The sequence below is a fragment of the Kitasatospora terrestris genome (assembly GCF_039542905.1).
GTDB lineage: Bacteria > Actinomycetota > Actinomycetes > Streptomycetales > Streptomycetaceae > Kitasatospora > Kitasatospora terrestris.
The window spans coordinates 5156272-5168568 of record NZ_BAABIS010000001.1 but is presented as its reverse complement, the minus strand read 5'-3'; the positions used below and the strand labels follow the sequence as shown (position 1 = coordinate 5168568).

At 70.5% G+C, this 12297-nt stretch carries 13 protein-coding genes; 8 read left to right on the top strand and 5 right to left on the bottom strand.

Annotation, left to right across the window (positions count from 1 at the left end; all coding sequences use genetic code 11):
* Window positions 1-5 precede the first annotated feature (5 nt).
* On the top strand, window positions 6-596 hold the full coding sequence (locus ABEB06_RS23885) for a CGNR zinc finger domain-containing protein (RefSeq protein ID WP_345698932.1): 591 nt from the start codon (window positions 6-8) through the stop codon (window positions 594-596).
* Here the strand turns inward: ABEB06_RS23885 and sodX are convergent.
* Entirely contained in the window at window positions 587-922 is a 336-nt protein-coding gene (gene sodX / locus ABEB06_RS23880) for a nickel-type superoxide dismutase maturation protease (protein ID WP_345698931.1), read from the bottom strand. The two genes, ABEB06_RS23885 and sodX, sit on opposite strands and share 10 nt — an antisense overlap.
* A 104-nt stretch (window positions 923-1026) precedes the next feature.
* Here sodX and sodN point away from each other — a divergent pair, with 104 nt between their 5' ends.
* The 4 genes from sodN (at window position 1027) to ABEB06_RS23860 (ending at window position 3682) form a co-directional block, all read left to right on the top strand.
* On the top strand, window positions 1027-1422 hold the full coding sequence (gene sodN / locus ABEB06_RS23875) for a superoxide dismutase, Ni (RefSeq protein ID WP_345698930.1): 396 nt from the start codon (window positions 1027-1029) through the stop codon (window positions 1420-1422).
* Window positions 1423-1534: 112 nt separating this feature from the next.
* The gene (locus tag ABEB06_RS23870; RefSeq protein WP_345698929.1) at window positions 1535-2017 is read left to right on the top strand and encodes a GNAT family N-acetyltransferase; all 483 of its coding nucleotides are present in this window, start codon (window positions 1535-1537) and stop codon (window positions 2015-2017) included.
* 230 nt (window positions 2018-2247) lie between these two features.
* A complete protein-coding gene (locus ABEB06_RS23865) occupies window positions 2248-2661 on the top strand; it encodes an ATP-binding protein (RefSeq protein ID WP_345698928.1) in 414 nt (137 codons plus the stop codon).
* Between the two features lie 34 nt (window positions 2662-2695).
* The gene (locus ABEB06_RS23860) at window positions 2696-3682 is read left to right on the top strand and encodes an RNA polymerase sigma factor SigF (protein ID WP_345698927.1); all 987 of its coding nucleotides are present in this window, start codon (window positions 2696-2698) and stop codon (window positions 3680-3682) included.
* Window positions 3683-3767: 85 nt separating this feature from the next.
* On the opposite strand, the gene ABEB06_RS23855 is transcribed toward ABEB06_RS23860, so the two are convergent.
* Window positions 3768-4184 carry a hypothetical protein gene (locus ABEB06_RS23855; protein WP_345698926.1) on the bottom strand — a complete coding sequence of 139 codons (417 nt, stop codon included), beginning with the start codon at window positions 4182-4184 and terminating at the stop codon, window positions 3768-3770.
* A gap of 51 nt (window positions 4185-4235) precedes the next feature.
* Between ABEB06_RS23855 and ABEB06_RS23850 the strand changes: the two genes are divergently transcribed.
* Window positions 4236-5207, top strand: coding sequence for a diacylglycerol/lipid kinase family protein (locus ABEB06_RS23850; protein ID WP_345698925.1), 972 nt, complete (start codon window positions 4236-4238; stop codon window positions 5205-5207).
* A 342-nt stretch (window positions 5208-5549) separates the two neighbouring features.
* A complete protein-coding gene (locus ABEB06_RS23845) occupies window positions 5550-5801 on the top strand; it encodes a WhiB family transcriptional regulator (protein ID WP_014138019.1) in 252 nt (83 codons plus the stop codon).
* Window positions 5802-6074: 273 nt separating this feature from the next.
* Here the strand turns inward: ABEB06_RS23845 and ABEB06_RS23840 are convergent, their stop codons facing one another.
* From ABEB06_RS23840 to ABEB06_RS23830, 3 genes are all read right to left on the bottom strand, one after another.
* Window positions 6075-7595 carry a sensor histidine kinase gene (locus ABEB06_RS23840; protein ID WP_345698924.1) on the bottom strand — a complete coding sequence of 507 codons (1521 nt, stop codon included), beginning with the start codon at window positions 7593-7595 and terminating at the stop codon, window positions 6075-6077.
* Between the two features lie 362 nt (window positions 7596-7957).
* Window positions 7958-9025, bottom strand: a complete 1068-nt coding sequence (locus ABEB06_RS23835; protein ID WP_345698923.1) for an SIS domain-containing protein — start codon at window positions 9023-9025, stop codon at window positions 7958-7960.
* Window positions 9026-9175: 150 nt separating this feature from the next.
* Window positions 9176-10483, bottom strand: coding sequence for an extracellular solute-binding protein (locus tag ABEB06_RS23830; protein ID WP_345698922.1), 1308 nt, complete (start codon window positions 10481-10483; stop codon window positions 9176-9178).
* 465 nt (window positions 10484-10948) lie between these two features.
* Here ABEB06_RS23830 and ABEB06_RS23825 point away from each other — a divergent pair, with 465 nt between their 5' ends.
* Window positions 10949-12262: an extracellular solute-binding protein gene (locus tag ABEB06_RS23825; RefSeq protein WP_345698921.1), complete on the top strand. Its 1314-nt coding sequence runs from the start codon at window positions 10949-10951 to the stop codon at window positions 12260-12262.
* Window positions 12263-12297: the final 35 nt, after the last annotated feature.

Sequence of the window (12297 nt, the reverse complement as noted above, 5' to 3'; positions counted from 1 at the left end):
CCCCCGTGGAGCTCGCCTCGTACGCCGACTTCGCCGTCCGGCTGGTCAACACCGAGGAACCGCAGCGCGGCACCGACGCGCTGACCACGGTGGACGCGGTGCGCGGCCTGTTCGGCACGCCCTCGCGCGCCGCCCAGCTGGCCGACGAGGCCGACCTGCCCCGGCTGCGCGCCGTCCGCACCCGGCTGCGCGGCGTCTTCGAGGCGGCCGCGGCCGGCGAGGAGGTCCGGGCCGTCGACCTGCTCAACAGCCTGATGGTCGAGTACCCGGTCAGCCCGGTGGTCTCCGGCCACGACTACCCGGACGAGAACGGCCGGCCCGACTGGCACCTGCACCTGGCCGACAACGCGCCCACCGCCGCCGCCAACTACACCGCGGTGGCCTGCATGGGCCTGGCCATCCACCTGACCGAGCTGGGCGTCGACCGGCTCGGCATCTGCCAGGCCGCGCCCTGCCGCAACTCCTACCTCGACACCTCGACCAACCGCTCGCGCCGCTACTGCTCGGACCGCTGCGCGACCCGGGCCAACGTCGCCGCCTACCGCGCCCGCAAGCGCGAGGAGGCGCAGCGCGCCGCGCTCGCCCCTCAGGGCTGAGGCGGCCGGGCCGTCACCCCGCCCGGCCTCGGCCACACCCGCAGCAGCACCCGGCCGAGCACCAGGGCGTCCGGGACGGGGCCGTACTCCCGGCTGTCGCTGGCCACCAGCGGGTTGTCGGAGAGCATCCACCAGCCGTCGGCCCGCCGCTGCGCCGCGCGCTTGACCACCAGCAGGTCCCGGCGGTGCGGGTGCCGGAACAGCGCCACCGCGCCGGGCCGCAGCGGCGCGCCGTAGCGGACCAGGACCCGGTCGCCGTCGAACAGGGTGCGCCGCATCGAGGGACCGCTGATGTCGACCAGCCCGAACGGTGTCCGGTATCGCACGGTTCAGTCTCCTTCTTTTGCCCTAGGCCCCCGGGGCGACAGCGAATCCGACGAGGCGTAAGGGTAATGTCGGGCGCGGGAAGACGATCTAAGGAAGGACTCCCATGTTCTCTCGTCTGTTTGCTCCGCGGGTCACCGCTCACGCCCACTGCGACCTGCCCTGCGGCGTGTACGACCCCGCTCAGGCCCGTATCGAGGCCGAGTCGGTGAAGGCCACTCAGGAGAAGTACCAGGCCAACGAGGACCCGCACTTCCGTGCGCGCGCCATCGTCATCAAGGAGGAGCGCGCCGAGCTGGTCAAGCACCACCTCTCCGTGCTGCACACCGACTACTTCAAGGCCCCGCACTTCGAGGCGTACCCGGGTCTGCACGAGCTGTTCAACCGTGCCGGCAAGGCCGCCTCCGCCGCCAAGGCCTCCACGGACCCGGCCACCGGCCAGGCCCTGCTCGACCTGATCGCCGAGATCGACGCGATCTTCTGGGAGACCAAGAAGGCCTGACCCCGGCCCTCGGACGAGCACCCGGCCCGCACACCGCGGAGCCGGGTGCTTTTCTCTTTCGCCGCGGCAAACCCTTTCCGGGTCGCCGCCGGCCGCGAGTACGCTCGCACATATGATCCGCACCGCGACCGTCACCGACGTCCCCGTCATCCGCTCGATGATCCGCGAGCTCGCCGACTACGAGAAGGCGCTCACCGAGGCGAAGGCCACCGAGGAGCAGCTGCGCGAGGCGCTGTTCGGCGAGAACCCCGCGGTCTTCGGCCTGATCGCCGAGGACGACGCGTCCGGCGAGCCGGTGGGCTTCGCCCTGTGGTTCCGCAACTTCTCCACCTGGAAGGGCACCCACGGGATCTACCTGGAGGACCTCTACGTCCGGCCCGGGGCGCGCGGCGGCGGCCACGGCAAGGCGCTGCTGACCGAGCTGGCGCGGATCGCGGTGGAGCGCGGCTACGCCCGCATGGAGTGGTCGGTGCTGGACTGGAACGAGCCGTCGATCAACTTCTACAAGTCGCTCGGCGCGGTCGGCATGGACGAGTGGACCACGTTCCGGCTGACCGGCGAGGCGCTCACCGAACTGGGTTCGCGCCCGCGCTGAGGCGCGCGCGTTCGCTCGTTCCCGTGATCGTCGTCCGAGATCACGACAGAGGCCGGTCGATCGCGGTAACGTCTCGGGCGGATGCACGGCGTTCCGACTGTCCCGGGTGGGTATGGACCGGTACGTACCGCACCACCCCTCTGGACAGTTGGGGCAAGCAGTTGAACCGAGCAACAGGAAGTGCCGAGGCCGTCCGGCCGCAAGCACCGCGCGTCACCCAGGAGGTGAGGGTGTCCCAGATCGACGGCGAGCCCGGAGTGAAGGACTTCGTGGAGGTCCGGCTGCCCGCTGCGGGGGCCTACCTCTCCGTGCTGCGAACGGCCACGGCCGGTCTCGCGGCCCGGTTGGACTTCACCCTGGACGAGATCGAGGATCTCCGGATCGCGGTGGACGAGGCCTGCGCGATCCTGCTCCAGCAGGCGGTGCCGGGCTCGATCCTGAGCTGCGAGTTCCGCCTGGTCGGCGACTCCCTGCGGGTCACCGTCTCGGCGCCGACCACCGACGGCCGCGCTCCCGAGCGCGACACCTTCGCCTGGACGGTGCTCTCCGCGCTGGCCGGCGAGGTCGACTCCTCCGTCGGCGAGGACAACACGGTCTCCATCAGCCTCCACAAGAAGCGCGGCGGGGCGCCGTCCCAGCCGTAGTGAAAGTGCTCCCGGAACGGAACGGGTGATCGCCGTGAGTGATCTGGACCGCACAGTTGCTGTCGTACCGCCCCAGGCGAGCGCTGCCCGCACCGCCACCCCTGACGAAGCGCACCCGAAGGACTCCCACCGGATGAGCCAGCCGACCGACCCGAAGCCCGACCGGCCCGAGGCGTCCGCCTCCGAGCCCGCGGACGACGGGCCGGCGGCGGCCGCCGCGGAGACCGTGCGCTCGACCGTGCCGGCCCAGGGGCAGCGCTCCGGGGCACCGGACCGGGAGGCGGCCCGCGCGCTGTTCGTGCGGCTCTCGCAGCTGCCCGAGGGCTCGCCGGAGCGGGTGGAGATCCGGAACCAGCTGGTGCGGATGCACATCCCGCTGGTCGAGCACCTGGCCCGCCGCTTCCGCAACCGCGGCGAGCCGCTCGACGACCTGACCCAGGTTGCCACCATCGGCCTGATCAAGTCGGTGGACCGCTTCGACCACGAGCGCGGGGTGGAGTTCTCCACGTACGCGACGCCGACCATCGTCGGCGAGATCAAGCGCCACTTCCGGGACAAGGGCTGGGCGGTGCGGGTGCCGCGCCGGCTCCAGGAGCTGCGGCTGTCGCTGACCACGGCGACCAGCGAGCTGTCCCAGCGGCACGGGCGCTCCCCCACGGTGCACGAGCTCGCCGAGCACCTGGGCATCTCGGAGGAGGACGTGCTGGAGGGCCTGGAGTCCGCCAACGCGTACTCCACGCTGTCGCTGGACGTCCCGGACAGCGACGACGAGTCGCCTGCCGTGGCGGACACCCTGGGCGCGACCGACGAGGCGCTGGAGGGCGTCGAGTACCGGGAGTCGCTCAAGCCGCTGCTCGCCCAACTGCCGCCGCGCGAGCAGAAGATCCTGGTGCTGCGCTTCTTCCGCAACATGACCCAGTCGCAGATCGCGGCGGAGGTCGGCATCTCCCAGATGCACGTCTCCCGGCTGCTGGCCAGGACACTGGCCCAGCTCCGCGAGAAGCTCCTCGTCGAGGAGTAGGGCACCGGGAGCGGCGCACCGACGCGAAGACCCGCCCACGGCACGGCAGTGGGCGGGTCTTCGCGTCGCCCGGGAGCGGTCCCGCTCAGCCGGCGGTGGTGCCGTAGAGCAGCGCGGTCACCTTGGGGTTCAGCAGCGCGACGATGCCGGTCAGGCCGAGCAGGGCGACCACGACGCCCGCGGCGGCGCTGACGCCGCCGGCCTGCCACATGTAGTAGGCGACCGGGAGGCAGATCGAGTTGGTGAGCAGCGCCGGCGTGCGCCCCCAGCGGCGCGCCCTGAGCAGGGCGCGCCCCGCCAGCAGGGGGAACAGCCCCATCAGGAGCAGCACCGCCCCGCCCATCTCGGTGCGGCCGAGCGCGGCGGAGTCGCCGAAGAATCCGGCCACCAGGTCGTAGAGGCCCCAGCCGGCCAGCGCGGCGCCCTCCAGGGCGGTGATCGCGGCTCCGACGAGCAGCGGGGTGGGCCGGGCGGGCGCGGGGGCGGTGGTTTCTGCGGTCACCCCAGCAGGGTAACGGCACCCCTTCCGGGACCGACCCGTAGGCTGATCGTCATGCGCGCACTCCTGGTCGTGAACCCGAAGGCCACCACCACCAGCGCCCGGACCCGGGACGTGCTGACGCACGCCCTGCGCAGCGATCTGAAGCTGGACGTGGCCCACACGGAGTACCGCGGCCACGCGCGCGACCTGGCCCGCCAGGCGGCCGAGGAGGGCCAGGTCGACCTGGTGGTGGCCCTGGGCGGCGACGGGACCGTCAACGAGGTCGTGAACGGCCTGCTGGCGCACGGCCCGCACGACCGGGTGCCGCGCCTGGCGGTGGTGCCGGGGGGCTCGACCAACGTGTTCGCCCGCGCACTGGGCCTGCCGAACCACCCGGTGGAGGCCACCGGTGTGCTGCTGGACGCGCTGGACCGGCGCCGGGAGCGGGCGATCGGCCTGGGCAAGGCGATGACCGAGGGCCTGCCGGACCGCTGGTTCACCTTCACCGCGGGGCTGGGCTTCGACGCCGGGGTGGTGGGCCGGGTGGAGGAGCAGCGCAAGGCGGGGCGCAGGTCGACGCACGCGCTCTACGTGAACCAGGCGCTCCGCCACTTCGTCACGGAGCGTGAACACCGCCGGTCGGGCCCGATCACGCTGGAGACGCCCGGCGAGGGGGCGGTGCCGGGCATGGTGCTGGCCATAGTCTCCAACACTTCTCCGTGGACGTTCCTCGGCAACCGCCCGGTGTTCCCTTCGCCCTCCGCCTCCTTCGACACGGATCTGGACGTCTTCGGCATCACTCGAATGACCGCGTTCGGCACGGCTCGAACGGTCCGTCAGATTCTTCGCGCGCAGACCCCCGGGCAGGCCGGCGCCAAGCCCTCCGGTCCCACCGGAAAGCACGTCGTCTCCTATCACGACGTCCGGCACTTCACCTTGGTTTCCCAGGAACCGGCCCCGTTTCAGGTCGATGGGGACCACCTTGGAGACAGGAGTCGCGTCAGTTTCACAGGCGTTCGGCGGGCACTGCGTGTGATTGTGTGACCAGAAGGGGGTCCCGCCCTTCTTCTCGAACGCACAAGCCCCTTCACCCCATAGAAGTACGGCCTGTGAGGTAGGCGACACCGAAGAATCAAAAATTTCTTGCCGAAGGGGGTTGTATCCGCGTCCGAGGTTTGCGAACCTCTACATGGCGATCGGGACAGGCCGCAGCGGGACGGCGGCAGGATCCCTTGATAGCCGGAACCCCACTCAGCACAGACCGCCCGGGCCCGATGGGCCTTAGGTCCCTTTTGCTGTTGCGGGATTCGTGAAAGCGTTCACATTCACAAGCCATCGAGTGTGTCGGCCGGGCCACAGCCCGCCGACCGGAGGAGTTGGACCACCATGGACTGGCGCCACCGCGCTGTCTGCCGCGAAGAGGACCCGGAGCTGTTCTTCCCGATCGGGAACACCGGCCCCGCTCTGCTGCAGATCGAGGAAGCCAAGGCCGTGTGCCGCCGCTGTCCCGTCATGGAGCAGTGCCTGCAGTGGGCGCTGGAGACCGGCCAGGACGCCGGCGTCTGGGGCGGCATGAGCGAGGACGAGCGTCGTGCGATGAAGCGCCGCGCCGCCCGCAACCGGGCCCGCACCGCCTGACGTTCCGTCAGGCAGCAACTGATCGATCCACGATCAAAGGCTTGGCCGCGATGGCCGGCCGAGCCTTCCGACGACGCGAGCCGCCCAGCTACTTGATACTGCTCACTGAGAGCAATATCGTGGACCTGAGGCGCTCACCGTGTGCAACACACGTGGCGGGCGTCGCGCCACCCAGAGCCCCCGTTCCGGCCGACTCCCCCCGACGGCCGGACCGGGTTGAGAGGCCCTGTCGACCCACCCCCCCCGGTCGACAGGGCCTCGTTTCTCTTCCCCCTACTTCACCGGGATCTCCAGCACCACCTTGGTGCCGCCGTCGGGCGCGGCCACCATGTCGAAGGTGCCGCCCAGCTCGCCGGTGGCCAGGGTGCGGACGATCTGCAGCCCGAGGTTGCCGGCCTTCTGCGGGTCGAAGTCCTCGGGCATGCCCTTGCCGTCGTCCTGCACGGTGATCAGCAGGTACTCCTCCGGGCGGGCGCCGCCGTTCCAACTGTCCGACCAGCCCTTGCCGGTGGCGGGGGCCCGGCCGCGCAGTGCGCTGACCTCCAGGTTGCCGGCCGCGCTCGGACCGAAGGCGTGCTCCAGGGCGTTCTGCAGCAGCTCGGTGAGGATCATCGCCAGCGGGGTGGCCACCTCGGCGGAGAGGATGCCGAAGGAGCCGCTGCGCCGGGTGGCGACCCGGCCGTCCTGGGAGAGCTCCATCACCATGGCGAGCACCCGGTCGGCGATCTCGTCGAAGGCGACCGCCTCGTCCAGGCCCTGCGACAGGGTCTCGTGCACGATGGCGATCGAGCCGACCCGGCGCACCGCCTCGTCGAGCGCGGCCCGGGCGGAGTCGGAGTCCATCCGGCGGGACTGCAGGCGCAGCAGCGCGGCGACGGTCTGCAGGTTGTTCTTCACCCGGTGGTGGATCTCCCGGATGGTGGCGTCCTTGGTCATCAGCTCGCGGTCGCGGCGGCGCAGTTCGGTGACGTCGCGGCAGAGCACCAGCGAGCCGGTGGGGGTGCCCTTGGGCTTGAGCGGGATGGTGCGCAGGGTGACGACGCCGCCCTGGGCCTCCACCTCGGTCTGCCGGGGCGCCCAGCCGGAGGCCATCTTGACCAGGCCCTCGTGGACGGCCGCCCGGCTGGGCGGCACCAATTCGGCGGTGGTCCGTCCGAGGTGACTGCCCACCAGGTCCGAGGTGAGGCCGATCCGGTGGTAGGCGGAGAGCGCGTTGGGGCTGGCGTAGGTGACCACGCCGTCGGCGTCCAGGCGGATCAGGCCGTCGCCGACCCGGGGGGCCGCGTCCATGTCGGTCTGCTCGGCGCCGGGGTAGGGGAAGGTGCCGGCGGCGATCATCTGGGCCAGGTCGGAGGCGGACTGCAGGTAGGTGAGCTCCAGCCGGCTGGGGGTGCGGACGGTGAGCAGGTTGGTGTTGCGGGCGATCACGCCGAGCACCTTGCCCTCGCGCCGGACCGGGATGGACTCGACCCGGACCGGCACCTCCTCGCGCCACTCCGGGTCGCCCTCGCGGACGATCCGCCCCTCGTCGTAGGCGGCGTCCAGCAGCGGCCGGCGGCCGCGCGGGACCAGGTGGCCGACCATGTCGTCCTGGTACGAGGTGGGGCCGGTGTTGGGCCGCATCTGGGCGACCGAGACGTACCGGATGCCGTCCCAGGTGGGGATCCACAGCACCAGGTCGGCGAAGGAGAGGTCGGAGAGCAGCTGCCACTCCGACACCAGGAGGTGGAGCCACTCCACGTCGGCACCGGTGAGGGTGGTGTGGCGGCGGACGAGTTCGTTCAACGAGGGCACACCGTGACTGTAACGCCGGACGGGCCGGCCCACGTTGTCCAGACCAATTGGAGGACGGCTCTGGACAACCCAGATTGGTCTAGTCCACAATGGAGATGCACCAAGGAGCCGCCCACCGCGCACACTGCCCTGACCGCGCGAGGCAGCTCCGAGGTCGGTGGTCCAGCGCCCGAGGGTCCCGCACAACTCTCGGCCGGAACGGGCCGCCGACGACAGCTCCGGGCTGCGGTGCCGCACGGGTTGAGGGTCCTGTGTCGGCGCCGTGGCCCGTAGTGTTTCCCCCGTCCGCGCTCCCGGCGCGGGGGGACGCGAAGGACCCCCCGGCCGCTCGGCGCAGCCGGGGGGTCCTTCGCGTTCCGGGGTCAGCGGGTCTCGGTGACCTTGGCCAGGGCGCGCGGCGCGTCCGGGTCCTGCCCGCGGGCGATGGTGACCTCGTACGCGAGCAGCTGCAGCGGCAGGATCTCCAGGATCGGCTGCACCTCCTCGGACACCCCGGCGGGGAGCGCGAAGCCGGCGGAGGCGGCGTCCACCTGCTCCTGCTGGCCGACCACCACCAGATCCGCGCCGCGGCCGCGCAGGCGGTCCAGCACCGGCTGGAGGGCCTCGCCGCCCTTGCCCTCCGGGACGATCGCGATCACCGGCGAGACGTTGTCGACCATGGCCAGCGGGCCGTGCAGCAGGTCGGCGCCGGAGAACGGGGTGGCCGGGATGTAGGTGGTCTCCATCAGCTTCAGCGCCGCCTCGCGGGCGGTCGGGTAGCCGTAGCCGCGCGAGGTGATGACCAGGCGCTGCGCGAAGCGGTAGCGCTCGGCCAGCGCCTTGACCTCGGCCTGCCGGTCCAGCACGCCCGCGGCCAGCTCCGGCAGGTCCTTGGCGGCCGCGCCGTCGCCGCCGCGCAGGCCCTCGACGAAGAGGTACAGGGCGAGCAGCTCGGCCGTGTAGGTCTTGGTGGCGGGCAGCGCCTTCTCCGGGCCGGCCAGCACGTCGATGTGGAACTCGGAGACCTCGGCCAGCGGGGAGCCGGCGTTGTTGGTCACCGCGAGGGTGATCGCCCCGGCCTCGCGGGCGGCCTTGGTGGAGGCCACCAGGTCGGGCGAGCCGCCGGACTGGCTGACGGTGATCACCAGGCAGTCGCGGAGGTCCGGCTTGGCGCCGTACGCGGTGGTGGTGGACATCGAGGTGAGGCCGGCCGGCTTGCCGAGCAGGACCTCGACCAGGTACTTCGCGTACAGCGCGGCGTTGTCCGAGGTGCCGCGCGCGGTCAGCAGGACGAAGCGCGGGTTGCGGGCCGCGATCCCGGCCGCGATCTCGCGGATCTTCGGGGCGCCCTCGTCGAGGATGCGCCGGAGGACGGCCGGTTGCTCGGCCATCTCCGCCGCCATGCAGCGGCCCGGGACGCGGGGGCCGGGGAGGGTCTGCGGGTCGGACATCGGGGTGTGCCTCCGTGAAGACGGTCCTCCCCGACGGGCGGCTGCCCGCCGGGGACCTTCCTGACGGCGGCGAGTCCGCACACTCGCTGCTGGGTTGTCCGGACCGATTCTACGTGCGCCCCGGTCACCGCGCCCCGGTCGGCCGGGGCGTCACGACGGGTTGTTGATCAGTTGGTCGATCCTGGCGTCGGCCTCCTTGGTGGCCTCGTCGACCGACTTTCCCTTGAGGATGTCGTTGAGCATGCTCACCAGGACGTTCTGCTTCTCGATCGCGCCCCAGCCCGGGGCCAACGGGGTGAACCAGGCGTCCGGCACCGCGTTGGCCGCGGCGGCGGTGGTGGCCTTGTCCTTCAGCGGCGCCAGCTGGGTGAGGTTGTTGGGCAGGGTGTCCTTGTTGACCAGGACCTGCTGGGACTTGGTCGAGGTGAACATCCGGATCCACTCGGCGGCGAGCGCCGCGGACTGCGACTTCGCGGTGATCGCGAGGTCGGAGCCGCCGATGAAGGAGGGCAGCGGCTTGCCGTTCGGGCCGGGCATGCCGACGACCTTGAGCGCGTCCTTGAGCTTGGGCTCGCCGGAGATCGGCGCGATGGCGGTGGAGATCTCCCAGCCGTTGCCGTAGATCATGGCGGCCTTCTGCCGGCCGAGCACGGTGGCCTGGTTGGCCTCGTTCACCTTCCAGTCGCCCTTGTTGTACTTCTTCACCAGGTCGACGAAGTGCTGGATGCCCTGCTGGGACTTGGGGTCGTGCAGGGTGCCGTGCCAGCGGCCGCCGTTGTCGAAGCGGGCGATGGCGCCGTCGTAGGCGGCGACGTAGGACATCGCGGCGTACCAGTACGGGCCGGGCAGGTAGACCGGGGAGAACCCGGCGTTGCCCTTGTTCTTCGACTGCAGCTTGTCCAGCGCGGAGAGCAGGTCTTCCTCGGTCTTGGGGAAGTCGGGGCTGCCGGTCGCGTCCTGGAACATCTGCGCGTTGTAGATGCCGACCCGGGCGCCCGCGTAGTAGGGGACGCAGTAGAGCTTGTCCTGGTAGCTGCAGGTGTTGACCAGGCCCTTGATCCACGCGTCGGAGTTGTCGAAGGAGGTCCGGTCCACCGGGGCGAGCGCGCCGCTGAGGATGTACTTCATGGTCTCGGTGTTGCCGAGCTCGACCACGTCGGGGGCGTTGCCGTCCTTGAGGGCCGCGTCCAGGTTGTTGATCTTGTCGGCCCAGGTCTGGTAGCTGAGCTTGAGCTGGACCTTGGGGTACTTGGCGGCGAACTCGTCGTTGACCTGCTGCACGAGCTCGGGCCAGCTGGTCTGGGCCTCGTTCATCAGCCACACGGTCACGGTGCCGGTCATCGCCTTGGGGTCGGGTGCGCTGCCCGCCCCCTTCTCCGACGGGCTCCCGGACCCGCAACCCGTGGCGGTGGCCAGCAGGGCCGCGGTGGCGAGCGCGGCGAATACCTGACGCTTCACGCAATCCTCCGGAAAATCATGGGGGTCTGCGCTGTGGTACAGACCAGATCCACGGATCCTGGCCTAGACCACTATCTGCGTCAACGCAGCTCGGGGCTCAAGTAGCCCTTGTTGCAAACCTGTTGTGCACCCCGACCTGGCCATGTCAGACCAGGTGCTTCAGGTCTCTTTAAGGTCACGTTGAGGCGGGCTTGAGGGGGGAGTCTTTGTCCGGAAAAAACGTGATCCGGGCCCCCACTTGGTCCAGTCCAACTACGACGGAGTCAAGCGTTGATAACGGCTTGCGCAACCGCTCTTTGAACCCTTGACGCCTCTCATTGGTCCATGCCAATCTCCAGGCGTTGGTCTAAACCAATGGTCTACTCCACCTGAATCGGTGACGTTCCCCCCACAGGCACAACGCAGCTCGCAGGCCTCGGCCCCGCAGCCCGGTGCCCTACCTTGCTCATCCCTCTGGAGGATGGTTTGAACCGCAAGATCGCAGCCGTGGCCGCCATTGCCACCGTGCTCGTTGCCTCGGCTTGCTCCTCGTCCGGTTCCTCCGGCGACTCCAAGCAGGCGACGCTCAGCACGGACGGCAAGGGCAAGAAGATCACCGTCTGGCTGATGGACGACGCCCAGAAGGGCTGGCCGGGCGTGGTCGAGGCCGCCAAGGCCGAGTTCAAGGAGAAGACCGGCGCCGACGTCGACATCCAGTGGCAGACCTGGACCAACTACACCACCAAGCTCGACACCGCGCTGCTCTCCGGCAACGCCCCCGACATGCTCGAGGTCGGCAACACCCAGGCCGCCAAGTACATCGAGGCCGGCTCCTTCGTCGACCTGACCGGCGTCAAGGGCCAGTTCGAGAACTCGGACAAGTGGCTGGACTCGCTGGCCGCCTCCGGCCAGTCCGGTGACGGCACCAAGACCTACGCCGTGCCGTACTACGCCGGTGCCCGCGTCCTGATCTACCGCAAGGACCTCTTCGAGGCCGCGGGCGTCAAGGAGGCCCCGAAGACCCTGGGCGAGCTGAAGGACGCGCTCACCAAGGTCAAGGCCGCCAACGCCTCGACCCCGAACTTCTCCGCCCTGTACCTCCCGGGCCAGAACTGGTACACCGCCGCCTCCTTCGGCGCCGGCACCTTCGGTGTCAAGGGCATCGTCGCCAAGAAGGACGGCGACAAGTGGACCGGCACCCTGACCGACCCGAAGTTCATCGAGGGCGTCAAGGCCTGGAACGACCTGCAGAAGGAGTTCTCGGTCGGTGGCACCACCACCGACGAGGCCACCCAGGACGCGCTGATGGCCAAGGGCAACATCGCCGCCATCGTCGGCGCCGGCTGGGAGGTCGGCTCGGTCACCGACCCCAAGGCGGGCGACCCGTCGCTGAAGGACAAGCTGGCCACCATCGCCCTCCCGGGTGCGGCCGCCGGCTCCACCACCCCGGCCTTCCTCGGCGGCTCCGACCTGGCCGTCCCGGCCAAGGCCGCCAACGCCGGCCTGGGCGCGACCTTCCTGCAGATCTACACCAACACCAAGCAGCAGACCGAGCTCGCGAAGTTCGCGATCCCGAACGCGAAGAACCTGGTCGCCGCGTACAAGGCCGCCTCGCCGGCCAACAAGGCCACCGGTGACGCCGCCGAGGGCGCGACCTGGTTCATCCCGAACTCGCCGCTGTGGTCCGGTGCCGACGAGACCGCGCTGAAGAACGCCTTCGGTGCGATCGCCGCCGGTGGCGACCCGGCCGCCGAGCTCAAGAAGGTCCAGGACACCGTGGTGAAGGACCTCAACGGCTGACACGGCTGAGCTGAGCTGAAGCAGAGGGGTGGGCA